Here is a 24860-nt window from a genome sequence, read left to right on the forward strand (position 1 = left end):
AGCAGCAGCTACCGCACATCCACCCAGCGCTGTTCCTCGAACGACCTTGCCATGGCATGCACGGTGCGCTCGATCTCCAGCCCCTCGTCGAAATCGATGATGCGCGCCGGCTTGCCGGCGATCCGCATCAGAAGCTCGCGGCATTCGATCATCTTGAGGTCGTTGAAGCCAAGGCCGTGGCCGGGCGCCGGGATGAAGGCGTCGTAGGGCTTGTGGTGCGGCGCCACCAGGATGGTGCGGTAGCCCTGCTCGGTCGGGCGGTCGGCGGTGAGGTAGAGCTGGAATTCGTTCATCCGCTCCTGGTCGTAGAGGATCGAGCCTTTCGACCCAAAAATCTGAATGGCGATGCGGCCCTTGCGGCCCCAGGCCGAGCGGTTGACCAAGAGCGTGCCGGCGACGCCGTTTTCGAGATGCATAAGCACGCTGGCGATGTCGTAGGTTTCCACTGCCCGGCGGCCACCGGAAGCAACCTTGCGGTCGGCATAGGGTTTCACCATGTCGCACATCACACGTGAAACGCGGCCGAACAGCGCCTTGATCAGCGACAACGGATGCACGGCGAAATCGTCGAGTGCGCCATAGCCTGAAGCCGCCTCATGTTTCCAGAAGAACAGAGCTTCGGGATCGGCCATGAAATCCTCATCCATCTCGATGCGGACCAGATTGACGTCGCCGATGATTTTTTCGTCCAGAAGCTGGCCGATGTGGCGGATCGCCGGGTTCTGGATGTAGTTGTAGCCAAGCGCGGCGACCTTGCCGGATTTTTTCGCCGTCTTTGCCATCGCTTCCGCCTCGGCGAAGCTCGGCGCCATCGGCTTTTCGCACCACAGATGCTTGCCGGCCTCCAGGATGGCGATCGCCATTTCGGGATGGAACTGGTTGGGCGTCGTCAGCGAAATGACGTCGACTTCGGGATCGTTGACCACCGCGCGCCAGTCGCCGGATGCCTTAGCGAAGCCGAATTCACCGGCCTTGCGCCTGGCGAGTTCCTCATTCACCTCGCCCAGATGCACCAGTCTCGGCTTTTCGACATCGGGAAAGACGGTGCCGACCGCGTTCCAGGCGATGGCGTGGCACTTGCCCATGAAGCCCGTGCCGATGAGGCCAACTCCGACCATTTCGATCTCTCCGATACAAGGATTTGATGTGGATGAATTAATCCATTTCGAGAACAAATGGAACGTCCAAATCATTTTTTATGGTGTTCTTGCATGAACCGGCTATGATGGGGCAGGAGAGGGGGCAATCAACATGGGCGCGGGCGGAGCGACGATGGACGGACTTGTGCCTCGCGATTTCGAGACGCTGCGCGCGACGATCCTGGACAGGCGCGCCAGCCTGCCCAAACGCATCGCGCAGATCGCCGCCTATGCGCTGGACAATCCCGACGACATCGCCTTCGGCACGGCGGCAAGCATTGCCGCGTCCGCCGGCGTGCAACCCTCGACGCTGATCCGCTTCGCCCAGCAGCTCGGCTTCGATGGCTTCACCAGCCTGCAGCAGGTTTTCCGCGAGCGGCTGCGCGAGCGCAACTCCTCCTATGACGAGCGCCTGGCCGCCTTGCGCGCCAAGGCCGAGGAAGGCGCCGGCCACCGGGCGATCTTCGACGGCTTCGTTGCCGCCGCCAGCACCTCGCTCAACGACATTTCCCGTGCCTTGAACGATGGACATTTGGAAGAAGCCGTCTCGCTGCTGGCCAAGGCCGAGACCATCTATGTGCTGGCCAAGCGCCGCTCCTATCCGGTCGCGTCCTACATCGCCTACGCCTTGGGCAAGCTCAAGATCCGCAACCAGCTGGTGGAATCGGCCGCGGGCCTGAACGCCGAGATCATCGGCTTCGCCACGCCGCGCGACGCCGTCATCGCTATCAGCTTCTCTCCTTACGCGCCCGCGACCATCGAGGAGACGCGCGCCATTTCGGAACAGGGCGTGCCGATCGTCGCCATCACCGATAGTTCCTTCTCGCCGCTCGCCCAGTTCGCCAGGATCTGGTTCGAAGTCGCCGAGGCCGATTTCGGCGGCTTCCGCTCGATTTCGGCCACCATGGCGCTGGCCATGGCGCTGACCGTCGCCGTCGGCGAAAAGCGTCGCGAAGCCGGCCGCAAGCGCAAGGGCTGAAGCCAGCCCAGCGGTCGCTTTTCGACGCGGGAACGCTCATTCCATATTGACTACGGATTGGAATTAATATTTCATATTGACGGCGCCACGCTGCCGCTCGCGCGTGCCGCCCAAAACGACGCTGCTCTGCACAACAAGGCCGATGGGAGGTTCGAATGGGCGAAGCCGTGGAAGCAAAATATCCGCCGCTCGACGTCATCACGATCGGCCGCGCCTCGGTCGATCTCTACGGCCAGCAGATCGGCTCGCGGCTGGAGGATATCACCTCTTTCGCCAAGTCGGTCGGCGGCTGCCCGGCCAATATTTCCGTCGGCACGGCACGGCTCGGCCTGCGGTCGGCGCTGCTGACGCGCGTCGGCGACGAGCAGATGGGCCGTTTCATCCGCGAGCAGCTTCGGCGCGAAGGCGTCTCGGTCGATGGTTTGAAGACCGACAAGGAGCGGCTGACGGCGCTGGTGCTGCTCTCGGTCGAGAGCGAAGGCGTCTCGCCGATGATCTTCTACCGCTCCGACTGCGCCGACATGGCGCTGGCTGAAGAGGATATCGACGAGGCCTTCATCGCTTCGGCGCGCTCCGTCGTCGTCACCGGCACGCATTTTTCCCGTCCCAACTCCGATGCCGCGCAGCGCAAGGCGATCCGCCTGATGAAAGCCCGGGGCGGCAAGGTTGTCTTCGACATCGACTACCGCCCGAACCTCTGGGGCCTCGCTGGCCATGCCGAGGGTTTCGAGCGCTACGTGAAGTCCGACCGCGTCTCGGCGCAGCTGAAGACCGTGCTGCCGGATTGCGATCTCATCGTCGGCACCGAGGAAGAGATCATGATCGCCTCGGGCGCCGACGACTGCCTGAGCGCGCTGAAGACGATCCGCTCGCTGTCCTCGGCCACCATCGTGCTGAAGCGCGGTGCCATGGGCTGCATCGTCTATGACGGCCCGATCAGCGACGATCTCGAGGATGGCGTCGTCGGCAAGGGTTTTCCGATCGAGGTCTATAATGTGCTCGGCGCCGGCGACGCCTTCATGTCCGGCTTCCTGCGCGGCTGGCTCGGCGGTGAGAGCTTCGCCACCGCCGCCACCTGGGCCAATGCCTGCGGCGCCTTCGCCGTGTCACGCCTGCTCTGCGCGCCGGAATATCCGACCTTCGAGGAGCTGCAGTTCTTCCTCAAGCACGGCAGCAAGCATCTGGCGCTGCGCAAGGACGAGGCGATCAATCACATCCATTGGGCGACGACGCGCCGCCGCGACATTCCCTCGCTGATGGCGCTCGCTTGCGACCACCGCATTCAGCTCGAGGATGTCGCCGCCAAGGCCGGCGCCGATGTCTCGCGCATCGAGGATTTCAAGGTGCTGACGGTCAAGGCTGCGGCGAAGGTCGCCGCCGGCCGCGACGGCTACGGCATGCTGATCGACGAGAAATATGGCCGCGACGCGATGTTCGAATTCGCCCGCCATCCCTTCGCCTGGCTCGGCCGCCCGGTCGAATTGCCGGGGTCGCGGCCGCTGCGCTTCGAATTCTCGCAGGATATCGGCTCGCAGCTCACTGAATGGCCGGTCGACCACTGCATCAAGTGCCTGTGCTTCTACCATCCGGACGACCCCGAGGCGTTGAAAGTCGAGCAGCAGCAGAAGATCAGGGCTCTGTTCGAAGCGGCGCGAAAAGTCGGCCGCGAATTGCTGGTCGAGATCATCGCCGGCAAGCATGGCAAGCTCGAAGATACCACCATCCCGCGCGCGCTGGAGGAACTCTATGCACTGGGCATCAAGCCCGACTGGTGGAAGCTCGAGCCGCAGGCCTCGGCAGGCGCCTGGGCGAAGATCGAACAGGTGATCGTCAAGAACGACCCATGGTGCCGCGGCGTCGTGCTGCTCGGGCTGGAGGCGCCGCAGGACGAGCTGGTCGCGGCCTTCGCCGCAACCGCCAAGGCGCCGATCGTGAAAGGCTTTGCCGTCGGTCGCACCATCTTCATCAACGCCGCCGAACAATGGCTGGCCGGCAAGATGTCGGATGACGAGGCTGTCGCCGACATGGCGTCGCGCTTCGAACAGTTGACCGAAGCGTGGCTTGCCGCGCGCGGCCGCAAGGCAGCATAAGAAAACGGCGCCAACAAAAGCCGGAGGAAACGACAAATGAGCAAGACCGTTCGCCTGACGATGGCGCAGGCTGTGACCCGCTTCCTTAGCCGCCAGATGACCGAGATCGACGGCAAGAAGGTTCAGATCTTCGGCGGCGTCTGGGCGATCTTCGGCCATGGCAACGTCGCCGGCATCGGCGAGGCGCTCTACCAGGTCCGCGACGAATTGCCGACCTTCCGCGCTCATAACGAGCAGGCGATGGCGCATGCGGCGATCGCCTATGCCAAGGCGAATTTCCGCCGCCGCTTCATGGCCGCCACCACCTCGATCGGCCCCGGCGCGCTGAACATGGTGACGGCGGCTGCCCTTGCCCATGTCAACCGGCTGCCCGTGCTGCTCCTGCCCGGCGACGTCTTCGCCAACCGCTTGCCAGACCCGGTGCTGCAGCAGGCCGAGGATTTCTCCGACGGCACGGCGAGCGTCAACGACTGCTTCCGGCCGGTGTCGCGCTATTTCGACCGCATCACCCGTCCCGAGCAGATCATTCCGGCGCTCAACCGCGCCATGCAGGTGCTGACCGACCCGGCCGAATGCGGCCCGGTGACGCTGTCGCTCTGCCAGGACGTGCAGGCCGAAGCCTATGATTATCCGGAAAGCCTGTTCGCCGAGCGCGTCTGGGTGCCGCGCCGGCTGCGCCCGGACCGCAACGAACTGGCGGCCGCGGTCGCCGCGCTGAAGGGCGCCAAGAAGCCGCTGGTGATCGCGGGCGGCGGCGTCCTCTATTCGCAGGCTTCCGGCGAACTGGCAAAGCTGGTGCAGGGCGCCGGCATTCCCGTCTGCGAGACGCAGGGCGGCAAATCCTCGCTGCCCGACGATCATCCGCTCAACATGGCGGCTGTCGGCGTCACCGGCACGTCGGCCGCCAACCGGCTGGCCGAGGAGGCCGATGTCGTGCTTGCCGTCGGCACGCGGCTGCAGGATTTCACCACCGGCTCCTGGGCGCTGTTCAAGAATGCCGGCCGCACCATCATCGGCTTGAACAGCCAGGTCTTCGACGCCGGCAAGCACTGGGCGCTGCCGCTGGTCGCCGATGCGGCCGAAGGGCTTTCCGAACTGGCCGCCGCGCTGAAAGGCTGGAAGGCGCCAAGCGCCTGGACCGATAATGCCTTGAAGGGCAAGAAGGATTGGCAGGCCGCCGCCGCCAAGGTGACGGCCTCGACCAATGCCGCCTATCCGTCGGACGCGCAGGTCATTGGCGCCGTGCAGCGCGCCATGGGCTCGGGCGTCACGCTGCTGCATGCCGCCGGCGGTCTTCCCGGCGAATTGCACAAGCTCTGGCAGGCCGGCGCGCCCGGTTCTTATCACGCCGAATACGGATTCTCGACCATGGGCTACGAGATCGCCGGCGGTCTTGGCGCCAAGATGGCCAAGCCCGATCAGGAGGTCGTCGTGATGATCGGCGACGGCTCCTACCTGATGCTCAATTCCGAGATCGCAACCTCGGTGATGCTTGGCCTGAAGCTCACCATCGTGCTGCTCGACAACCGCGGCTATGGCTGCATCAACCGGCTGCAGATGGCGACCGGCGGCGCCAACTTCAACAATCTCTTGAAGGACTCGCGCCACGAGGTGCTGCCCGACGTCGACTTCGCCGCCCATGCGGCGAGCCTCGGCGCCGTGGCCGAGAAGGTGGCCTCGATCGCCGAACTGGAGACGGCGCTCGCCAAGGCGAAGAGCAACGACAAGACGACGGTGCTGGTCATCGACACCGATCCGCTGGTCTCGACCGAGGCCGGCGGCCATTGGTGGGATGTCGCGGTGCCGGAAGTCTCGGCGCGGCGAGAGGTCAATGCCGCGCGCAAGAAATACGAGGAAGCCGTGGGCGGCCGCCAAGGCTGATCCGACGCTGATCCGGCGCAACGAATCGATAGTGGAGTGAAGACTTGAAAGCCAAACTGGGCATGTCCCCCATCGCGTGGTGGAACGATGATCTCGTGGAACTGAGCGATGACGTGTCGCTGGAGGAATGCCTGCGCCAGTCGCGTTCGGCCGGCTTCACCGGCATGGAGAAAGGCCGCCGCTTCCCCGAAGATCCGAAGGCGATGCTGCCGATCCTGAAGGCCGCCGACGTCACGCTCTGCGGCGGCTGGTTCTCGGGCACGTTGGTCAAAGAGGACCTCGCCACGAACAAGGACCGCATCCAGCCGATGATCGAGCTGTTCAAGGCGGTCGACGCGCCCTGCATCGTCTATGGCGAGGTCGGCCGTTCGATCCAGGGCGACCGCTCCAAGCCGCTCGCCACCAAGCCGAAGCTGACCGGCGACGAGATGAAGGCCTATGGCCGCCGCGTCACCGAATTCGGCGAATGGTGCGCGGAACAGGGCATGCCGCTCTCCTACCACCACCATATGGCGGCGGTGGTCGAGACCGAGCCGGAGCTCGATTCCTTCATGCACCATTCCGGCGAAGGCATTCCGCTTCTTCTCGATGCCGGCCATCTTGCCTTTGCCGGCGGCGATGTGCTGCGCGCCATCGATAACCACCACAAGCGCATCAACCATGTCCATGTGAAGGATGTGCGCATGGGCGTCATCGACGGGCTCGACCGCTCAAAACAGTCCTTCCTCGATGCCGTGGCGCTCGGGGCCTTCACCGTGCCGGGCGACGGCTCGCTCGATTTCGGCGCCATCGTCCAGCGTTTCGCCGATTATGGCTACGAGGGCTGGTTCGTCGTCGAGGCCGAGCAGGATCCGAAAAAGAACCCGCCGCTGAAGATGGCTCAGGTCGGCCACAAGGAGCTGATGCGGGTGATGACGGCCGCCGGCTACACGGTCGAGACGCAAGGGTTCCCGGCCTGAGCGGTGGATTAGTCGTGGCGCCCGGTTTATCTCACGCGCTTAATGCATGTCGCCCAAAAGTGATCTCGGTTTTGGGAGAACGACATGCATAAAAACAAGGACCTAAAGCGCGTCGCCTGACTCCGTTTCAACGCGACGCGCGTTAGGCAACTCACGGATGGCGCGATGAAAGACCACGAGCACCCCTTCTTCAAGCCGCTGTGGCGGCGCATCGCCATCGTTGCCGTCTGCCTGATCTGGTCGGTGATCGAGTTCGCTTCCGGCACGCCGTTCTGGGGCGTCATCGCGCTCGGCTTCGCCGGTTATGCGGTGTGGCAGTTTTTCTATCTCTACAAGCCGGCCGAGGAGAAGCCCCCGGTCGAGCCTAAGGAATGAACGGTCGATGGGGCGGAGGTCCTTACTGTTCGGATGTTGCTTGCGCAGAGGATCGCAAGCGTCGGCGGCTAGCCGCAACGCCTCTCGCTTCGTCATCCTAGGGCGGAGCAAGGAGCGTAGCGACGCGGCGCAGACCCTAGGATCCATGCCATGGCTTCGACGTGTTGCAACGGTGCAGAATTCCGCTCCGCTGAGCCCTTCGACTGAGGTAACGGCATGGATCCTAGGGTCTTCGCAACGGAGCTTCGCTCCTGCTCCGCCCTAGGATGACGAAGTGACGGGCCTTTCGGCCAATCTCGAAGGTCCGCGACCTCCAGTAAACGGCACTCTCGAGTCCGCCCGCTTGAGCCAATGGAATAGGAGAGACAAAAATGTCGAAACTGCTCGTCAAGGCCGACAAGGGCCATGGCCACGTTGCTCACGTCACCCCGCAGAGCGCCGGCTGGACCTATGTCGGTTTCGATCTGCATCGGCTCAAAGCAGGCGCGACGGCGTCGGGCAAGAGCGGCGACCGCGAGGTCTGCCTGGTCTTCGTCACCGGCAAGGGCAAGGCGTCCGCCGGCGGCCAGGATCTCGGCCTGCTCGGCGGGCGCATGACGCCCTTCGAAGGCAAGCCCTGGTCGGTCTATGTGCCGCAAGGCGCCGACTGGTCGGTGACGGCCGATACCGAGCTGGAGCTTGCCGTCTGTTCCGCACCCGGTCTGGGTGGCGGCCTGCCGGTTCGCGTCATCGGCCCCGACGATCTCGGCCAGGAGGTACGTGGCAAGGGCACCAACACGCGCTACGTCACCAACATCCTGCCCGAGGGCAAGCCGGCGGATTCGCTGCTGGTGGTCGAGGTCATCACGCCGGGCGGCCACACCTCCAGCTACCCGCCGCACAAGCACGACCAGGACAATCTGCCGGCGGAATCCTATCTGGAGGAGACCTATTACCACCGCCTCAACCCGCCGCAGGGTTTTGCCTTCCAGCGAGTCTATACCGACGCCGATCGCAACGGGGTGCGCGAGCTGGACGAGGCGATGGCGATCGAGGATGGCGACGTCGTGCTGGTGCCGAAGGGCTATCACCCTTGCGCCGCCTGCCACGGCTACGATCTCTATTATCTCAACGTCATGGCCGGACCGAAGCGGACGTGGAAATTCCACAACGCCGCCGAGCATGAGTGGCTGATGAAGGCTTGAGCGTCCGAACGACATTGACGTTGGTCCAGCCCGGAAAAATCGTCGGCTAAGCACTCCGAGGCTGGACTTGCCTTCGAAAACCCATGAAAGCTTCGTCAATCCGTCATGGAAATCACCTATGGCAGCGGGTCTGACACATGTCGCCGCAAACGCTCCGGCGTTTTTGGGACACGACTTGTCAGAAACCAGGACTTGAAGCGCGTCGCATGAACTTCCGGCGCGGCGCGCTTGACGAGGAAGACGCATGCGCTACGCCATCTACTACACACCGAGGCAGGACGAGAAGCTGGCGCGCATTGCCGCCAACTGGCTGGGTCGCGACCCGTTCGGCGCGGCGCCGCGCCCGGTCGAGGCCGTCGGCGACTTGTCGGCGGCGGAAGTGGCCTTCCACACGGCCTCTGCCCGGCGCTACGGCTTCCACGCGACGCTGAAGGCGCCGTTCCGGCTGGCGCCGGACGAATCCGAGGCTTCGCTGCGCGCCGCGCTCGACGCGTTTGCCGAGGCCACGCCGCCGGTGGTCATTCCGCGTCTCGTCCTCGGCCAGATCGACGGCTTCTTCGCGCTGGTGCCGGAAGCGCAGTTTGCGCCCCTGAACGCCTTCGCCGGCGAGGTCGTGCGTGCGTTCGATCCCTTTCGCGCCCCGCTCACCGAGGCCGAGATCGAGCGCCGCAGCCCCGATTCGCTGAAGCCGGATGAGTTCCGCAACCTCTGCCAGTGGGGCTACCCCTATGTTTTCGACACCTTCCGCTTCCACATGACGCTGTCGGGGCGCGTCGGGTCGCAGGAAAGCCCGCGTCTTCGTGCAGCGATCGACGGCCTGTTCGCCGATGTGCTGCGCCAACCCGTGCCGGTGGATGCGCTGACTTTGTTTGTCGAAAGCGAGCCCGGCGCCCCGTTCATGGTGCTGTCCCACCATGCGCTCGGCCGTGGCCCGGCCCGCAAGACCGCATGATTTGATCGACCGCCGTTTGAAGGACCGTCCGAGATGACCGCCGAAACAATCCTCACCAATGCCCGCATCGTGCTGCCCGACGAGATCGTCGAGGGCTCGCTGCTGCTGCGCGACGGCCTGATCGCCGCCGTCGAACCGGGCGCTGCCCGCGCCGGCGAGGACATGGGCGGCGACTACATCATCCCTGGCCTCGTCGAGTTGCACACCGACCACCTCGAAGGCCACTACGCGCCGCGCCCGAAAGTGCGCTGGAACCCGATCGCCGCGGTGCTTGCCCATGACGCACAGGTCGCGACCGCCGGCATCACCACCGTACTCGACGCACTTCGCGTCGGCATGGACGAGGACGCCGAACTGACCTCGGCCGACATCCGCAAGCTCGCCGACGCCATCGAGGACAGCGTGCGCGAGGATAGGCTCAGGGCCGATCACTTCATCCACCTGCGCTGCGAGGTCTCGGCGCCGGATTGCCTGAAGGCCTTCGCCAATTTCGAGACCGACGAGCGGGTCAAGCTTGCCTCGCTGATGGACCACGCGCCGGGGCAGCGCCAGTTCGTCAACCTCGAGACCTATGCCTACTACTACCAGCGCAAGCTCAAGCTGACGGATCAGGATTTCAAGAAATTCTGCGACAAGCGAATGGCCGAATCGGCGCGCAATTCCGGCCCGAACCGCGTCTTCATCGCGGCCGCCTGCCACGAGCGCGGCATCGTGCTGGCGAGCCATGACGATGCCACCACCGGCCATGTCGATGAAGCGATCGAGCAGGGCGTGCGTGTCGCCGAATTCCCGACGACGGAAGAAGCGGCCAAGGCCTCCAAGGCGGCGGGCCTCGGCGTGCTGATGGGCGCACCCAACGTCATGCGCGGCGCTTCGCATTCCGGCAACGTCTCGGCGCGCACGCTCGCCGCCGACGGCCTGCTCGACATATTGTCGTCCGACTATATCCCCTTCAGCCTGATCCAGTCGGCCTTCTTCCTCGGCGGAGTCGTCGAGGGCATCACGCTGCCGCAGGCCGTCGCCATGGTGTCGAAGAACCCGGCCGAGGCGGTCGGCCTGACCGATCGCGGCGTCATCGCGCCTGGACGCCGCGCCGATCTGGTACGCGTGCGCGTCGACGACCATGTGCCGGTCGTGCGCACGGTGTGGCGCGAGGGTCGTCGGGTCGCATGATGGTCTCAGCGCTGATCGAACGCGAACTGGCTGAGACCTTGCCGATCCGCAACGGCGTCTTCGTCGCCGTCGTTGGCCCGAGCGGCGCCGGCAAGGATACGGTGATCGGCTACGCCAGGCAGCGCTTTGCTGGCGAGACGCGGCTGGAATTCGTCCGCCGCGTCATCACACGGCCGAGCGACGCCGCCAGCGAGGACCACGACACGCTGGCCGACGCGGCTTTCGCCGAAGCGGAAGCCGACGGTGCCTTCTCGCTCTGCTGGGACGCGCACGGCCTGCGCTATGGCCTGCCGGCCGATGTCGACTGGGCGGTAGCGAACGGCCATGTCGCCGTTGCCAATGTCTCGCGTGGTGTGATCCCGGCCTTGCGCGAGCGCTACGCCAACCTCGCCGTGGTCGAGATCACCGCGAGGCCGGAAATCCTCGCCGAACGGCTGGCCGCGCGCGGCCGTGAATCGCGCGGCGAGGTGCTGGCGCGACTGGCGCGCAGCACAAGCGTGCAATTGTCGGGGCCGGACGTGACGTCGATCGACAACAGCGGCGACAAGCAAATCGCCGGCGATCGCTTTGCCGAGGTGCTGCGCAAGGCGATGGCGTTCTCCGATCTGTCGGACATGATCTAACGCGACGTCGTCATCCACGGGCGGAGCGCCGCGAAGCGGTGCGCAGACCCGAGGATCCATGCCGTTACCTCGATCGTAGGGTGCAGCGGTGCAGAATTCTGTACCGTCGCAACGCCTTAACGTCACGGAATGGATCCTCGGGTCTGCGCTGCGTCGCTACGCTCCTTGCTCCGCCCGTGGATGACGAAGCGAAGGGCAGCGCTTCACTTGTTGAAGTTGGCGATGAATTGCTTGAACTGCGGCGTCGGCGGTTTGGCGAACATTTCCTTCGGCTCGCCGACCGAATCCACCTCGCCCTTGTGCAGGAACATCACCTTGCTCGACACGTCGCGGGCAAAGCCCATTTCGTGCGTCACCACCAGCATGGTGCGGCCTTCTTCGGCGAGCGAGCGCATGACGCGCAGCACCTCGCCGACCAGTTCGGGGTCGAGCGCGGATGTCGGCTCGTCGAACAGCATCACCTTGGGGTTCATCGCCAGCGCCCGCGCGATCGCGGCGCGTTGCTGCTGGCCGCCCGACATATGCGGCGGATAATAGTTGCGCCGCTCCCATATCCCGACGCGCTTCAGCAGCGCCTCGGCCTGTTCCAGGCATTCGGCCCGCGGGCGCTTCAAGACATGCGTCGGCGCCGCGACCAGGTTTTCCAGCACCGTCATGTGCGACCACAGATTGAAGCTCTGGAAAACCATGGCGAGGTTGGCGCGGATGCGTTCCACCTGGCGGATATCGGCCGGCGCTTGATGACCGTCGCGGCTCTGCTTCATCTTGATGAGCTCGCCGTCCACCCGCACCTCGCCGGAGTCCGGCATCTCCAGCAGGTTGATGCAGCGCAGCATCGTGCTCTTGCCCGAGCCGGAGGAGCCGAGGATCGAAATGACATCGCCCTTATGCGCTTCGAGCGAAATGCCCTTGAGCACTTCATGATCGCCGAAACACTTGCGCAGCTCCTTGACGCTGATCGCGGACGCCTCATTGGAGGATGACGCTGCGTTCGCGGCAGCGGCAGGATTTGCCGACATCACAACACCTCCGGTACGGGCTTGATTTGCTGGCTTTGCTCAGGCGGGGGACGCAGATGCGGCGAAAGCCGGTATTCGACCCAGGCGAACAGCCGGGCGATCGACAGGTTGAGCAGCAGGTAGATCACACCGGCGCAGGTCAGCACCTCGATCGGCCGGAACGTATCGTGCTGGATCTTCTGCGCCGTCCCCATCATCTCCATGATCGTCACCACGGAGGCGAGCGCTGTCGCCTTGGTCATCAGGATGATCTCGGTCGAATAGGCCGGCAAGGCGAGCCTGAGCGCAATCGGCAGCGTGACCAGGCGAAAGCGCGTGAAGGCCGGCATGCCGAACGCCTTGGCCGCCTCGATCTGGCCGACCGGCACCGCCCGCAGCGCACCGCGGAAAATCTCGCTCTCATAGGCGGCAGTGTTCAAGGCCATGGCCACGATCGTGCAATACATCGGATCGCGCAGGACCGGCCACAGGATCGGGCTGTGGCGGACGAAATCGAACTGGGAGAGCCCGAAATAGATCAGATAGAGCTGCACCAGCAGCGGCGAGCCGCGGAAGATAAAGACATAGGCGCGGGTGAAATACTCGCCCAGCTTGTAGCCCGACGCCCTCAACCAGGTCAGACCGGTGGCGATGACGAGCCCGAAGGCGATACCGAAAAACCAGATCTCAAGCGTCAGCGGCAGTGCCTTCAGCACGCTCCACATGGTCGAAAGGTAGAAGTCGAAATCCACCGCCACCTCTTATTTCGGACGCGTGAAGCTGCGTGAGGTGTAACGCTCGGCCTTTTCGAAGATCGGCGTCGAGATCGACGTCATCACCAGATAGAGGATGCCGGCGAGCGTGTAGAAAAGCAGCGAATGATGCGTCGAGCGCGCCGCCTTGTTTGCGGTGAGCATCAGTTCGGCGACGCCAGTGACCGAGATCAGCGCCGAATCCTTGATGGTCAATTGCCAGACATTGCCGAGCCCTGGCACCGCGAGCCGCAACACCTGCGGCACGATGACGAGGCGAAACCGCAGCCAGGCCGACATGCCGTAGGCGCGCGCCGCCTCCAGCTCGCCGCGTTGGATCGCCAGGAACGATCCGCGAAAGACCTCGGCCTGATAGGCGCCCGAAATGATGCCGACCGCGAGCACGCCGCCGAGGAAGCTCGGCATGTTCAGGATGTCGGTCGAGCCGATCGATCCGGTAGAGCGCGCCACGCCGGTCAGCACCTGCGTGCCGCCATAGTAGAACAGGTAGATGATCAGGAGTTCCGGCTCGCCGCGGAACACGGTCGTGTAGCTTTCGCCGATGAACCGCAGCCCGCCGCGCTGCGAAAGCTTGGCCGCCGCCACCATTGAGCCCAGCATCGCCCCGATCAGCATCGACACCACGGTGACGGCGAGCGTCCAGCCAATGCCCCACAGCAGTTGCACGCCCCAGCCGGCCGCCAACAGCTCATAGGCCGTTGCAAACTGAGCCTGCAGATCGCTGAGAAACTCCACGTACGCCTCCCTCTCGGCGCCGGTTGTTCATCTCCATGCAAAAACGGGAGCAGCCTGGCTGCTCCCGTTGGGACATTACTTGGTAATGTCGATCTTGAACCATTGCAGGCTGTATTTCGACACCGAGCCGTCGTCGATCGCGGCCTTGAGCGCCTTGTTGTAGATGTCCTGCAGGTCCTTGTCGGTCTTGCGGAAAGCCGCGCCGATGCCAGGTCCGAGGATCGGGCCGCCCTTGAACTGCGGCCCGACGAATTCCAGGTCCTTGGCGTCCGGCTTGGCCAGCGTGCCGAGGAAATAGGTGGTGTCGGCGAAGGCGACGTCGATGCGGCCGGCCATTAGGTCGAGGTCGTGTTCGTCGGTGGTCTTGTACTCATGGACGTTGGCGACGTCCTTCAGATATTTGTCGGCGAAGGTCGCCTCGGTGGTCGACACCTGCAGGCCGACATTCTTGCCGGTGAGCTCCTTGCGCAGCGTGTCGAGCGCCGCCTTGGATTCGGCGTCGTCCTTCGACAGGTCGATCATCTTGCCGCTGTTGGAAAGGTTAGCCAGCGGGCCGTTCTTGTCGGCCAGGAATGCCACCGGCGAGGAGGCATAGGGGATCGAGAAGTCGATGGTCTTCATACGCTCTTCGGTAATCGACATGCCGTCCATGACGATGTCGAACTTGCCGGCGGTGAGGCCCGGAATGACGCCGTCCCAATCCTGCGCCACGATGCTGCATTCGAGCTTGGCGCGGGCGCAGACGTCGTTGAGGATGTCCACCTCGAAGCCGACGATCTTGCCGCTGGCGTCGGTCTGGTTCCACGGGGCGTAGGAGCCCTCCATAGCGACGGTGACCGTCTTCCAGTCCTTGGCCATCGCCGGGGTTGAACAGGTCAGTGCCAGCGCGGCAAGCGCGATCCAGCGTGATGATGTCACGGCAAGTCTCCCATTTTTTGTTCTTGGAACCCTCATTTGTTAATTGCTTAGCCCAGCCCCTATTCTGCGACAAGCGCTGTTTTCCGCATCACGCGTTGTTGCTGTTGGCTGCAAATCCGGAGCTTGGCCGGCGGCCATCCCGCGAGCATCGATCCAATCAGAACCGTGGGCGGAAGGGCGAAGCTACTCCGCCGGCGCGCCGGCGACGTTCTGGCGCGTCGCCTCCATCATCCGGCGCCGGGCGCGGAAGACGCCCCATTGCTGGTCGACCAGCACGCCGATCAGGATCACGCCGCCCATCACCGCGAAGTTGAGCGAGGACGGGATGCCGAGCAGATTGACCAGGTTCTGCAGCTCCTGCAGCAGCACCGTGCCGAGCAGCACGCCGATCAGCGAGCCCTCGCCGCCGCGCAGCGAAAAGCCGCCGAGCACGGCCGCGGCGATCGCATAGAGCTCGTAGAATTGGCCATGGCTGGCCGGCGAGATGGAGCGCGTGTACATGGCGAAATAGATCGCCGACAGCGCCGTCAGCACGCCGCAGATGACATAGGCAGAGGTCACCACCCGGCCGGTGCGGATGCCCGAATATTTAGCCGCCTCCTCGTTCTTGCCGATGGCGTAGAGATAGCGGCCGAACACCGAACGGTGCAGCACCACCCACATGACGATGGCAATCACGATCAGCGCGATGAAGCTGTTCGGCACGCCCCAGCTGCGGCCGGCGGTCAGGAATTCGAGATCGGGAAAATTCTGGCCGAACGCGAAGCCCGCCGTGCCGTCGGCGGTATAGAAGCGCGCCACGCCGCGATAGATCAGCAAGCCGCACAGCGTCACCACGAAGGGCTGCAGCTTCAGTTTCGTGATCAGCCAGCCATGCGCCAGGCCGATGATGGCGCCGAGCAGGATGATCAGCACGAAGGCGACCGGCCAGTCCATGCCGCGCACGGCGATGAAGTCGATGAACAGCGTGCCGAGCAGCGCGATCAGCGATCCGACCGACAATTCGATGCCGCCGGTGATGATGACGAAGGCCTGGCCGATCGAGAGGATCCCGAACAGGCCGATCAGGTTCGAGGTGTTGGCAAGGTTGATCGGCAACAGGAAGCGCGGGTTGATGGCGGTCACCACCGCGCCGACCACAAGGATCAGGATCAGCAGGCCGAGGTCTTTCTTGCTCATTGCGCTCCTCCCGCGAGCTGCAGCAGTTTCGGCTTCTTGCCGACCGCCAGCAACAGCACATTTTCCTGGCTGAATTCCTGCTTGTCGAGAATGCCGGAGATCTGCCCCTCATGCATGACCGCAATGCGGTCGGAGACGCCGATCACCTCTTCCATGTCGCTGGAGATCATCAGCACCGCGACGCCGGCGTCGGCCAGCGCCCGCATCAGCCCGTAGATCTCCGCCTTGGCGCCGATATCGATGCCGCGCGTCGGCTCGTCGAGGATCATCACCTTCGGGTTCATCGCCAGCCATTTGGCGAGAACCACTTTCTGCTGGTTGCCGCCCGACAGCGTGCCGGTGCGCGTCAGCACCGACGGCGCCTTGATGCCGAGGTTCTTCTTCTGCTTTTCGGCGGTGGCGAGCTCGGCATTGGTCGAGACCAGCGTGCGCCTGGCATGCGCCGGCAGATTGGGCAGCGAAATGTTCTGTGCGATCGAAAGATCGAGCAGGATGCCGGTGAGCTTGCGGTCTTCCGGCACCAGGAAAATGCCGTTCGCCACCGCATCGGCGGCTGATGCGACATTGAGCGACTTGCCCTCCAGCGCGACTGCGCCGGCGAGCCGCTCGTCGATGCCGAACAGCACGCGCGCCAGTTCGGTGCGGCCGGAGCCGACCAGCCCGGCGAGGCCGAGGATCTCGCCGCGGCGCAATTCCAGGCTGACCGGACGGTCGGGATAGGTGCTGGTGCGGATCGCGTCAGCCGACAGCGCCACTGCGCCCGGCGCACGCGCCGCCTCGCCGGCCTTCTCGCGCTCCTTCAGCATGCGGCCGATCATCAGCCGCACCATCTCGTCGTGGTTGATCTGGCTCTTCGCCAGCGTCCCAGCAAGCGTGCCGTCGCGCAGCACCACGACGCGGTCGGCGACGCGCTCGACCTCGTGCAGGCGGTGCGAGATGAAGATGACGCTGATGCCTTCCGCCTTCAGCCCCTTGATGACGTCGAGCAGCTTTTCGGTCTCGGCCATCGGCAGGCTGGAGGTCGGCTCGTCGAGGATCACCAGCCGCGCCCGGATCGACAGCGCCTTGGCGATCTCGACCATCTGCTGCTGCGCCAGCGACAGCGAAGCGACCGGTGTGTCGGCGGAGAAATTGGCGCCGACCCGCTTCAACAGCGGCGCCACCATCTCGCGCAGCCTGGCGCGGTCGACCAGCTTCAGCGGCCCGGCTCTGAGCGGCTCGCGGCCGAAGAAGATGTTGGCGGCGACGTCGAGATTTTCGAAGAGATTGAGTTCCTGGTGCACGAAGGCGATGCCGGAGCCGATGCTCTGCTCGACGGTCAGCCCGTCATGCGCGGTGCCGTCCACCTTGACGGTGCCGCTGTCCGGCCGCGTCACGCCACCGAGGATCTTCATCAAGGTGGATTTGCCGGCGCCGTTCTCGCCGACAAGGCCGATGACCTCGCCGGGATGCACCTCCATGGAGAACCTGTCCAGCGCCACGACGCCCGGATAGGTCTTGCGCACGGCCTCAAGGCTGAGGAACGGAGCGGTGGTCGATTGTGTGGTGTCGGTAGGGGTCATCACGCCTGACGCAGCCGGTGGGCTACAGACTGACGGGCCTTGGCAGGCCCGTCAATACGAACGCCGGCTCAAGGCGAACCTTGAGCCGGCGCAGTGGTTGAACGATCAGTTACCCGCCATCGCCTTGAGGTTGGCGGCATAGGCGTCAACGTCATCCTTGCCGATGATCTTGGTCGGGATGATGATCAGGCCGTTGGCCGGGATGCCCGACTTGTCGCCCTTGAGATAGGCGGCCATCAGCTTCATGCCTTGATAGGCCCATTCGAAGGGCTGCTGCACGACGGTCGCCGCGACGGTGCCTTCCTTGACGCCGCCCAGCGTGATCGGATCGTCGTCGAAGCCGACGACGGTGATCTGGCCGAGCTTGCCGGCGTCGCGCAGCGCTTCATAGATGCGCGGCGTGTTGTAGGAGTAGAAGCCGACCATGCAGGTGATATCGGGGCTGGCGACCAGCGCGTCCTCGACATTCTTCTTGGCGCGCGCCTGGTCGATATCGTCGCCGCGCACGTCGACCAGCTCGATCTTGCTGCCGGCGAGCCCGTCCTTCATGCCTTGGATGCGCTCCTTGGCGTTGTCGGCGCCGAGCAGGCCGACGAAGCCGAGGCACTTGCCGCCGTTCGGCATCGCCTTTTTGGCGATCTCGGCCGCCTGCTTGCCGGCATCGACGTTGGACGAGCCGATATAGGCGACGCGCTTGGTCTGCGGCGCATCCGAGTCGGTGGTGAACAGCGCTGTCTCAGAGGCGATCTTGTTCAGGCCGTCCGTCGAGGTCTTCGGGTCGACGGCGGACACCATGATGCCCTTGACGCCGGCGGTCACCAGATCGTCCATCAGCCGCTGCTGGATGGCGACCGACGACTGCTCCGGATATTTGAGCTCGAGCGTGTAGTCGGGCAACTCCCCTTGCGCCTTCTTCACGCCGGCTTCCGCCGCCTTCCAGAAGTCGGACGCGCCGTTGACGACGAAGGCCAGCGTCGGCTTGTCGTCCGCGCGGGTAACCGCCGTGGCCGCAAGCCCGACAAGCAGGGCCGCCGCGGCGACCGATGCGTTACGGATCACAGATTTCATATTCAACCTCCCTTTTGAAACTCACCGATAGTCTCTCCCGCGGTCCGGATACCCTCCTCCTCAAGGGTGTAGCCCAAAGGCCCGCCGACTTAAGAACGGTGCCAATCCGGCCGCGATCGAAACACTAGACACTGATCTGACGTTCGTAAATAGTCCGATTTGTCTGACATTTTCGTGAGATGGACGCAGGCCTTGACCGGCGGCGTCGCCGCAGGGTCGGTCGAGCGTCCTTCACGCTTTGCCGACGCCAATCCGAAGCCGGACGGCGACGACGAGTTGACACTAGAATGCCTACGTCTATTAGTAAAGAGTATTAGTTATACGGCTGGAACGCGCGCTTTTGCAGCGGAGGAGACGTTGGTCGCGAGGCGCGCCGGGGAGTGAGGAGAGCGATGGCGGCAAGCCTTGCCGCTGCCTGTAAATCGAGGAAATTGTCAGCTTTGCTGACCTTGTTTGGCTGATTTTGCCGCGATCACGTGCGATCGGCATGTTGCATGTCGCGCGTGCTAATATAGATTAGCAGTGTGCGTCCGATAAACGCATAAAACCTCTACGATCTTGCCGTTGCCGGCGGCCTTCGCTTCGGAGTCGCCGGGTTTGGGAAACGACCATGAGTGAACCGACGGAACTGCGCGATCCTTCAGCCGCCTCCAGGCGCCGCAAGCCGTCCGCCAAGCCCAAGGGCCGCGTCACCATGACCGACATCGCGCGCGCGGCGGGCTGCTCGCAGGCGACGGTCTCCTTCGTGCTCAACAATTCGCCGGGTATCCGGCTGTCGCAGCAGACCCGCGACCGCGTTATCGAGGCGGCCAGGGCGCTGGGTTATTCGCCGCCGGTTTTCTCGGCGCTGCGGCCGCCGGTCACGCCGTTCGAGGGCCTGGACGGCGTGATCGGATTCGCCGTCGACCAGCTTGCCACCAGCCCCGAAGCCGTTGTCGCCATCGAAGGCGCACGCCAGGCCTCGTGGAACGCCGGCAATGTGCTTCTGGTGGCGCAGACTATGGGTGACGCTCTAATGGAGCCGCGCGCTATTGCGGCGCTGACGCGGCGCGGCATCTCGGCGCTGATCTACATGACCATCTTCACCCGCGAGATCGCGGCGCCGGAATTCCTCTACAGCCTCGACATCCCGGTCATCCTGCTCAACTGCTATACGGCGGATTACGCTTTCCCCGCCGTGGTGCCCTCCGAGATCGCCGGCGGCCAGAGCGCGACCAGGCATCTGATCGCCCACGGCCACCGCCGCATCGGCACCATCACCGGCGAGCCGTGGATGCAGGCAGCGCAGGACAGGCTCAAGGGCTATCGCCGCGCCTTGGCCACCGCCGACATCCCCTTCGATCCCGAACTGGTCGTCGAGGGCGACTGGTCGGCCAGCGCCGGCTATGCCGCGACCGTCAAGCTGCTGGCGCTCAAGGATAAGCCCACCGCCATCTTCTGCCAGAACGACCGCACGGCGATCGGCTGCTACGAGGCGCTGAAGGAGGCGGGCCTGCATATCCCTGAGGATATCTCCGTCGTCGGCTATGACGACGAGGAGATCGCCCGCCACCTCTTCCCGCCGCTGACGACATCGATCCTGCCGCATCTCGCCATGGGCCAATGGGCGATCGAGCAGCTTGAGACTCCGCCCGTCCCCGGCCGCGGCCGCTATCCCATCACCAAGCTGGAATGCCCGCTGGTGGAAAGGGAGAGCGTGGCAAGGGTTCGGGATCGGGGCGCAGCGGGGTAGAATCCCGCAAGATTGTTCCTCGTCTTTGCGGTATAGACGTGGAGCTATACTGCCATCGAATTTGACGAGGGATGATTGCTATGACGGATGTGCGCAGCAATCGCGATAGGTTGGACAGCGCCCGCAACAAGGCGAAGGAAGCCATTCTCGATCAGCGAGCCTTCTTTCTGGATGCCGACGGGCATCAGAAATTTCTCGATTTGCTCGATGCCCTGAATCCGCCCTCCGGGGAGCTCCGAGCGCGCATGGCGCGCAAGCCTGTGTGGGAGCGCTGACGCACCAGAAGACGGGCGAAGGCGCGGAGTCCGCCCCTTATCCACCCACCATCAGCTTCACCACCTCGTCGTGATTGGTCTCTGCGATCTTGCGCTCGCCGGCCTGCACGCCGCGCCGCAGCACCACGATGCGGTCGGAGACGGCGAAGATGTCCTGCAGATTGTGCGAGATGAAGATCACGCCGCGGCCTTGCGCCTTGAGCTGGTGGATGAGCGAGATCACCTTGCGCTGCTCCGGCACGCCGAGTGCCGCGGTCGGCTCGTCCATGATCAGGATCTGCGCGTCCCAGTAGACGGCGCGGCCGATGGCGACGGCCTGGCGCTGGCCGCCGGAGAAATTGCTCACCGGCGCCTCCAGCCGGCTGACATGGAAATCCAGCCGGCTCATCGTCTCCTTGGCCGCCACGGCCATCTTCTTGCGGTCGAGCACCGGCAGGAAGCCGAAGGCTTTGCGCATCGGCTCGCGGCCGAGGAAGATGTTGGCGCCGATCGACAGATTGTCGGCGAGCGCGAGGTCCTGGTAGATCGTCTCGATGCCTTTTTCGCGCGCTTCCTGCGGCGTCGAAAAGCTCACCGGCTGGCCCCGCAGCAGGATCTCTCCGCCGGTCGGCTGGTAAACGCCCGAAATCGCCTTGATCAGCGTCGTCTTGCCGGCGCCGTTGTCGCCGGCCAGCGCCACCACTTCGCCGGGGCGCACGACCATGGAGAAGTCGTTGAGCGCGCGCACCGCGCCGAAATGCTTGGAGAGGTTGCGGACTTCGAGAAGGGGTGCGGCGCTATTCATCCTGACGAGCTCCACTGAACCGGCGCTGCGCCTGGTCGATAAGGACGGAAATGATGATGACGACGCCGACGGCGATGAACTGCCAGAACGGCTCGACATTGACGAAGACCAGCCCGTACTGGATGACCGCGATGACCAGCGCGCCGGCGACGGTGCCGAAGATCGTGCCGGAGCCGCCGAACAGGCTGGCGCCGCCGATGACGACGGCCGCGACGCTGTCGAGCAAAAGCGGCTCGCCGGCCTGCGCGGCGCCCGCCGTGAAGCGCGCGGCATAGAGCGCGCCGCCGAGGCCAGCGCACATCGCCGACAGCACGTAGAGGCGAAGGATATGGTCCTTGATGTCGATGCCGGCGCGGCGCGCCGCCTGCGCATTGGCGCCGATGGCGTAATTGTGCTGGCCGAAGCGCGTCTGGCTCAGGATGTAGTGCATCACGATGACGAAGATCGCGGTGATGATGACGAGATAGGGCACACGGAAGAGCAGGCCGTTGCCGAGCGCCGCGAACCAGGAATTCTGCACCGGCACGGTGGTGCCGCCGGCGAGCAGGTAAGCCGTGCCGCGCGCGACGCCGAACATGCCGAGCGTGCCGATGAAGGGCGGCACCCTGAGGCGCGAGATCAGAAGCCCGTTGATGACGCCGGGCACGCCGGCGACGATCACCGCCGCGAGAATTCCCGCAAGCATCGCCAATGGCAGCGGGATCGCCGCGCCCGCCATGTTGGTGGCATGGGCGGCGACGACGGCGGCAAGTCCCATGATGAAGCCGAGCGACAGGTCGATGCCGCCCGAGATGATGACGAAGGTCTGCCCGGTCGCCAAGAGCAGCGGCGCAACGGCGAAGATCGCGATCGATTGCAGGTTGAACGGATTGAGCACGAAGGTGGCGCCGAAGGCCATGCGCGACCACACTTCGAAGCAGATGATCAGGCCGGCGAGGAACAGCCAGGCCCGCCCCTCGGCGATGCGCCGGACCCAGCTTCTTGCCGCGTCGCCATGGTCCGCCTGAGGGGCGACATGCTTTTCGGCCTGTTGTGCCGGTGATGTTGAGGTCATGAATGCTCCGCCGCGCGGCTTGCTTCGACAAAAGGCCTGGTCCCGGCGGGACCTAGGCGTCGATCTCCTCCCGGCCGGCCGGGAGGAGATGAATGCGTCCCGACTTACTCGGAGTAGAGGTACTTCGAGATGTTCGGATCGGCGATGTTGGACTTGTCCATGATGGTGAAGCCGGTGCCGATGGAGACAGGGATCGAATTCCCGGTCAGATGGGCATAGGCCGAAACGACGCCGTAGTAGCCGATTTCGGCCGGATGCTGCGCGATCGCCACGTCGACCAGGCCGGTGTTGATGTTGTCGACGATGCTGGTCGGCGCATCGAAGGCGACCACCTTGACGGTGCCGGTCTGTCCCGCCTGCTTGACGCCGTTGGCGGCACCCAGCGCCGAGAACAGATTGGCGCCGAACACGCCGACGAGGTCGGAATTGCGTGCGAACACCGCCTGCAACTGCGAGGCCGCCTTGTTGGCGTCATTGTCATTGAACTGGGTCTCGAGCACCGTGATGCCCGGATGCTTGGCCATCTCCTGCTTGAAGCCTTGCTCGCGCTGGTCGGTGGTCGAAATGCCGGGCTTGACGTTGGACACATAGACCTTGCCCTTGTCGCCCACCGCCTTGGCAAGCGCCCGCGCGGCGATCTCGCCGCCGAGCACGTTGTCGGAGGCGATGTAGGAAAGCGGGAAGTCGGCATCGCCGGCGCCGGTCTGGTAGCTGCCGGTGCCGATGAAGGTGTCGACGGTGATGACCGGGATGCCGGCGTCATTGGCCTTGCGCAGCGGCTCGACCAACTGCGCCTTGTCGGTCGGCGCGATCAGGATGGCGTCCGGCTTCTTGGCGATGACGGCGTCGAGCACCGGCACCTGGGTCACCGGATTGAATTCAGGCGCGCCCTGGAAGACCAGGTTGACGCCGAGTGCGTCGGCCGCCGCCTGGGCGCCCTTGCGCATGGTGATGTAGAAGCCGTCGGTGGTCAGGCCCGGGATCAGCGCGATGGTGTATTTCTTGTCTTGCGCATGGGCGGGCGCCGTCAGCGCCGAGGCCGAAATGGCGAGCGCCGCGAACGCGGCAAAAATCTTCCTCATGAACTCCTCCTCACGGATATTTGCAGATGCTGTTGATACTGATGGCCGTCGCGCCGTTCGGGAAACGACCGGCGGCCGGGAAATCTGTTTCGTCTGCGGGCGGCCTTCCTCCCAAGCGCCCCGGTCGTTAGCTCAGCCAGCCGAAATTGACCGTACCGATTTCGGCGGTTCCGTCACCTTACCTCCGCAAGGCATCGGAAATCCGCGCCCCCCGGGGCGTTTCCGCGCCGGGTTCGCAAAGTTGTAACACTTTGCTGAAAAAAATTGCAAGTCGGTCTTGGCGGATTGAATCGCAGCGATTTCCAGATTGGACGTCATCTTTCCTGCTCCGCAAAACCCGCGGGCAGACTATCGCCCCAACGCGTTCGCGGCACAACGGTGATTCGCGGCCCGCGCGGCTCGGCCCGGAACGCAAAGCCGCCACGGATCTCTGACGGCTACGTCAGGCCGGCAGCGCCTCGAGGATCGCCTGCGCCGTCTTGGTGTCGGTGACCAGCGCCTTGATCAGCCCGGCGCGCGCGGCGCCGATGATGGCGCTGGCCTTCTCCGGCCCGGCGGCGACGCCGATCACCAGCCGTGTGGCCCGAAGCTGAGCCGGCGACATGGCGATCATGCGGCTTTCGCCTTCCCACGCGATCAGTGCGCCGTCGGCGTCGAAATAGTGCCGAAGCACATCGCCCGCCGCATGGACCAGCGCCTGCTCGCTCGGTGTCGCGGCACTCGCCTCCGGCGCATTGATGGCATGCGGCAGGCCGACGCCGACGACCGCGACGTCGGTGCGCTCCCACAGCGCCACGGCATCGCGGATCGCCGCGTCGCCGAGGAACACCTCGCGCAATTCGCTGGAGGGCAGATAGGGCGCATGGATGAAATGCGGCGTGCCGCCGAACTCTTCCGCCGCCAGCCGCACGAATTCGTTGATCTGAAAATGCGCCGCGTGCTGCTGCATGCCGCCAGTGGCAGCGACGGTCAGCACGCCGGGAAAGCGCGGCAGGCCGGCGCGGATCACCTCGCGGATGGCGCGGCCCCAGCCGATCGCCACCACGGAGCCGGCCGTCAGCTCGGCTTGCCTCAGCAGCCCGCCGAGCGGCGCCGAAAGCGCCGTCAGCACGCCCGTCGCCGGCGTCTCGACAAGGGCCGCGTCGCGAAGCCCCAGCCGCTCCACCAGTTGCGCCGTCAGCGCCTCGGGCGTGACGATATCCAGCACCTCGATGCGCACGATGCCTTCCGCCCGCGCCCGCTGCAGAAGCCGCGAGATGGTGGCGGTGGACACGCCCAGCCGCCGCGCGATGTCGACCTGCGACATCTCCGCCTCATAGTGCAGCTTGGCGACCATATGCAGCAT

At 64.7% G+C, this 24860-nt stretch carries 23 protein-coding genes; 11 read left to right on the plus strand and 12 right to left on the minus strand.

Going from position 1 to position 24860, the window contains the following annotated elements:
* Positions 1 to 8: 8 nt before the first annotated feature.
* Complete coding sequence (locus FJ988_RS11580; RefSeq protein ID WP_140817606.1) at positions 9 to 1118, minus strand: Gfo/Idh/MocA family protein; 1110 nt, start codon at positions 1116 to 1118, stop codon at positions 9 to 11.
* A 154-nt stretch (positions 1119 to 1272) separates the two neighbouring features.
* Here FJ988_RS11580 and FJ988_RS11585 point away from each other — a divergent pair, with 154 nt between their 5' ends.
* The 9 genes from FJ988_RS11585 to phnN all read left to right on the plus strand — a co-directional run bounded on the left by FJ988_RS11585 (position 1273) and on the right by phnN (position 11355).
* Complete coding sequence (locus tag FJ988_RS11585) at positions 1273 to 2118, plus strand: MurR/RpiR family transcriptional regulator (protein WP_140817608.1); 846 nt, start codon at positions 1273 to 1275, stop codon at positions 2116 to 2118.
* A gap of 155 nt (positions 2119 to 2273) precedes the next feature.
* Complete coding sequence (gene iolC, locus FJ988_RS11590) at positions 2274 to 4208, plus strand: 5-dehydro-2-deoxygluconokinase (RefSeq protein ID WP_140817610.1); 1935 nt, start codon at positions 2274 to 2276, stop codon at positions 4206 to 4208.
* 36 nt (positions 4209 to 4244) lie between these two features.
* A complete protein-coding gene (gene iolD / locus FJ988_RS11595) occupies positions 4245 to 6089 on the plus strand; it encodes a 3D-(3,5/4)-trihydroxycyclohexane-1,2-dione acylhydrolase (decyclizing) (protein WP_140817612.1) in 1845 nt (614 codons plus the stop codon).
* Between the two features lie 44 nt (positions 6090 to 6133).
* The gene (gene iolE, locus FJ988_RS11600; RefSeq protein WP_140817614.1) at positions 6134 to 7048 is read left to right on the plus strand and encodes a myo-inosose-2 dehydratase; all 915 of its coding nucleotides are present in this window, start codon (positions 6134 to 6136) and stop codon (positions 7046 to 7048) included.
* 165 nt (positions 7049 to 7213) lie between these two features.
* Positions 7214 to 7423 carry a DUF3329 domain-containing protein gene (locus FJ988_RS11610; protein ID WP_140817616.1) on the plus strand — a complete coding sequence of 70 codons (210 nt, stop codon included), beginning with the start codon at positions 7214 to 7216 and terminating at the stop codon, positions 7421 to 7423.
* Between the two features lie 371 nt (positions 7424 to 7794).
* Positions 7795 to 8607 carry a 5-deoxy-glucuronate isomerase gene (gene iolB, locus FJ988_RS11620; RefSeq protein ID WP_140817618.1) on the plus strand — a complete coding sequence of 271 codons (813 nt, stop codon included), beginning with the start codon at positions 7795 to 7797 and terminating at the stop codon, positions 8605 to 8607.
* A 244-nt stretch (positions 8608 to 8851) separates the two neighbouring features.
* Entirely contained in the window at positions 8852 to 9559 is a 708-nt protein-coding gene (locus tag FJ988_RS11625; RefSeq protein ID WP_140817620.1) for a DUF1045 domain-containing protein, read from the plus strand.
* Positions 9560 to 9592: 33 nt separating this feature from the next.
* Positions 9593 to 10732 carry an alpha-D-ribose 1-methylphosphonate 5-triphosphate diphosphatase gene (locus FJ988_RS11630; RefSeq protein ID WP_140817622.1) on the plus strand — a complete coding sequence of 380 codons (1140 nt, stop codon included), beginning with the start codon at positions 9593 to 9595 and terminating at the stop codon, positions 10730 to 10732.
* Positions 10729 to 11355: a phosphonate metabolism protein/1,5-bisphosphokinase (PRPP-forming) PhnN gene (gene phnN, locus FJ988_RS11635; RefSeq protein ID WP_181183506.1), complete on the plus strand. Its 627-nt coding sequence runs from the start codon at positions 10729 to 10731 to the stop codon at positions 11353 to 11355. The genes FJ988_RS11630 and phnN overlap by 4 nt, the downstream gene beginning before the upstream one ends.
* Before the next feature lie 203 nt (positions 11356 to 11558).
* Here the strand turns inward: phnN and FJ988_RS11640 are convergent, their stop codons facing one another.
* The 7 genes from FJ988_RS11640 to FJ988_RS11670 form a co-directional block, all read right to left on the minus strand.
* Complete coding sequence (locus FJ988_RS11640; protein ID WP_140817624.1) at positions 11559 to 12374, minus strand: ABC transporter ATP-binding protein; 816 nt, start codon at positions 12372 to 12374, stop codon at positions 11559 to 11561.
* Complete coding sequence (locus tag FJ988_RS11645) at positions 12374 to 13105, minus strand: ABC transporter permease (RefSeq protein WP_246688514.1); 732 nt, start codon at positions 13103 to 13105, stop codon at positions 12374 to 12376. The genes FJ988_RS11640 and FJ988_RS11645 overlap by 1 nt, the downstream gene beginning before the upstream one ends.
* A gap of 9 nt (positions 13106 to 13114) precedes the next feature.
* Positions 13115 to 13861: an ABC transporter permease gene (locus FJ988_RS11650; protein WP_246688515.1), complete on the minus strand. Its 747-nt coding sequence runs from the start codon at positions 13859 to 13861 to the stop codon at positions 13115 to 13117.
* A gap of 75 nt (positions 13862 to 13936) precedes the next feature.
* Positions 13937 to 14779 carry a transporter substrate-binding domain-containing protein gene (locus FJ988_RS11655; protein WP_246688516.1) on the minus strand — a complete coding sequence of 281 codons (843 nt, stop codon included), beginning with the start codon at positions 14777 to 14779 and terminating at the stop codon, positions 13937 to 13939.
* A gap of 183 nt (positions 14780 to 14962) precedes the next feature.
* Positions 14963 to 15958, minus strand: coding sequence for an ABC transporter permease (locus FJ988_RS11660; protein ID WP_140817628.1), 996 nt, complete (start codon positions 15956 to 15958; stop codon positions 14963 to 14965).
* Positions 15955 to 17520: a sugar ABC transporter ATP-binding protein gene (locus tag FJ988_RS11665; protein WP_140817630.1), complete on the minus strand. Its 1566-nt coding sequence runs from the start codon at positions 17518 to 17520 to the stop codon at positions 15955 to 15957. The genes FJ988_RS11660 and FJ988_RS11665 overlap by 4 nt, the downstream gene beginning before the upstream one ends.
* Positions 17521 to 17625: 105 nt before the next feature.
* Entirely contained in the window at positions 17626 to 18588 is a 963-nt protein-coding gene (locus FJ988_RS11670) for a sugar-binding protein (RefSeq protein ID WP_140817632.1), read from the minus strand.
* A gap of 610 nt (positions 18589 to 19198) precedes the next feature.
* Between FJ988_RS11670 and FJ988_RS11675 the strand changes: the two genes are divergently transcribed.
* A complete protein-coding gene (locus FJ988_RS11675) occupies positions 19199 to 20320 on the plus strand; it encodes a LacI family DNA-binding transcriptional regulator (RefSeq protein WP_181183507.1) in 1122 nt (373 codons plus the stop codon).
* A gap of 80 nt (positions 20321 to 20400) precedes the next feature.
* Positions 20401 to 20595, plus strand: a complete 195-nt coding sequence (locus FJ988_RS11680) for a DUF1778 domain-containing protein (protein ID WP_181183508.1) — start codon at positions 20401 to 20403, stop codon at positions 20593 to 20595.
* A gap of 37 nt (positions 20596 to 20632) precedes the next feature.
* Here FJ988_RS11680 and FJ988_RS11685 read toward each other — a convergent pair whose 3' ends face one another.
* From FJ988_RS11685 to FJ988_RS11700, 4 genes are all read right to left on the minus strand, one after another.
* A complete protein-coding gene (locus tag FJ988_RS11685) occupies positions 20633 to 21379 on the minus strand; it encodes an ATP-binding cassette domain-containing protein (protein ID WP_140817636.1) in 747 nt (248 codons plus the stop codon).
* Positions 21372 to 22433, minus strand: coding sequence for an ABC transporter permease subunit (locus FJ988_RS11690; RefSeq protein ID WP_140817638.1), 1062 nt, complete (start codon positions 22431 to 22433; stop codon positions 21372 to 21374). Before FJ988_RS11690 ends, FJ988_RS11685 begins: the two co-directional genes overlap by 8 nt.
* Before the next feature lie 104 nt (positions 22434 to 22537).
* Positions 22538 to 23515 carry an ABC transporter substrate-binding protein gene (locus tag FJ988_RS11695; RefSeq protein WP_140817640.1) on the minus strand — a complete coding sequence of 326 codons (978 nt, stop codon included), beginning with the start codon at positions 23513 to 23515 and terminating at the stop codon, positions 22538 to 22540.
* Between the two features lie 442 nt (positions 23516 to 23957).
* Positions 23958 to 24860 carry a sugar-binding transcriptional regulator gene (locus FJ988_RS11700; protein ID WP_140817852.1) on the minus strand — a complete coding sequence of 301 codons (903 nt, stop codon included), beginning with the start codon at positions 24858 to 24860 and terminating at the stop codon, positions 23958 to 23960.

It is taken from the genome of Mesorhizobium sp. CU3 (assembly GCF_006442965.1).
Classification (GTDB): Bacteria; Pseudomonadota; Alphaproteobacteria; order Rhizobiales; family Rhizobiaceae; genus Mesorhizobium.

Excerpts from the sequence above, each read along its gene's own strand:
- FJ988_RS11640 (WP_140817624.1), bottom strand. The coding sequence starts at position 12,374 with ATGTCGGCAAATCCTGCCGCTGCCGCGAACGCAGCGTCATCCTCCAAT.
- phnN (WP_181183506.1), top strand. The coding sequence starts at position 10,729 with ATGATGGTCTCAGCGCTGATCGAACGCGAACTGGCTGAGACCTTGCCG.
- FJ988_RS11690 (WP_140817638.1), bottom strand. The coding sequence starts at position 22,433 with ATGACCTCAACATCACCGGCACAACAGGCCGAAAAGCATGTCGCCCCT.
- FJ988_RS11675 (WP_181183507.1), top strand. The coding sequence starts at position 19,199 with ATGAGTGAACCGACGGAACTGCGCGATCCTTCAGCCGCCTCCAGGCGC.
- FJ988_RS11680 (WP_181183508.1), top strand. The coding sequence starts at position 20,401 with ATGACGGATGTGCGCAGCAATCGCGATAGGTTGGACAGCGCCCGCAAC.
- FJ988_RS11670 (WP_140817632.1), bottom strand. The coding sequence starts at position 18,588 with ATGAAATCTGTGATCCGTAACGCATCGGTCGCCGCGGCGGCCCTGCTT.
- FJ988_RS11630 (WP_140817622.1), top strand. The coding sequence starts at position 9,593 with ATGACCGCCGAAACAATCCTCACCAATGCCCGCATCGTGCTGCCCGAC.
- FJ988_RS11685 (WP_140817636.1), bottom strand. The coding sequence starts at position 21,379 with ATGAATAGCGCCGCACCCCTTCTCGAAGTCCGCAACCTCTCCAAGCAT.
- FJ988_RS11665 (WP_140817630.1), bottom strand. The coding sequence starts at position 17,520 with ATGACCCCTACCGACACCACACAATCGACCACCGCTCCGTTCCTCAGC.
- iolC (WP_140817610.1), top strand. The coding sequence starts at position 2,274 with ATGGGCGAAGCCGTGGAAGCAAAATATCCGCCGCTCGACGTCATCACG.
- iolB (WP_140817618.1), top strand. The coding sequence starts at position 7,795 with ATGTCGAAACTGCTCGTCAAGGCCGACAAGGGCCATGGCCACGTTGCT.
- FJ988_RS11585 (WP_140817608.1), top strand. The coding sequence starts at position 1,273 with ATGGACGGACTTGTGCCTCGCGATTTCGAGACGCTGCGCGCGACGATC.
- FJ988_RS11695 (WP_140817640.1), bottom strand. The coding sequence starts at position 23,515 with ATGAGGAAGATTTTTGCCGCGTTCGCGGCGCTCGCCATTTCGGCCTCG.
- FJ988_RS11610 (WP_140817616.1), top strand. The coding sequence starts at position 7,214 with ATGAAAGACCACGAGCACCCCTTCTTCAAGCCGCTGTGGCGGCGCATC.
- FJ988_RS11660 (WP_140817628.1), bottom strand. The coding sequence starts at position 15,958 with ATGAGCAAGAAAGACCTCGGCCTGCTGATCCTGATCCTTGTGGTCGGC.
- FJ988_RS11580 (WP_140817606.1), bottom strand. The coding sequence starts at position 1,118 with ATGGTCGGAGTTGGCCTCATCGGCACGGGCTTCATGGGCAAGTGCCAC.
- FJ988_RS11700 (WP_140817852.1), bottom strand. The coding sequence starts at position 24,860 with ATGCTGCATATGGTCGCCAAGCTGCACTATGAGGCGGAGATGTCGCAG.
- iolD (WP_140817612.1), top strand. The coding sequence starts at position 4,245 with ATGAGCAAGACCGTTCGCCTGACGATGGCGCAGGCTGTGACCCGCTTC.
- FJ988_RS11625 (WP_140817620.1), top strand. The coding sequence starts at position 8,852 with ATGCGCTACGCCATCTACTACACACCGAGGCAGGACGAGAAGCTGGCG.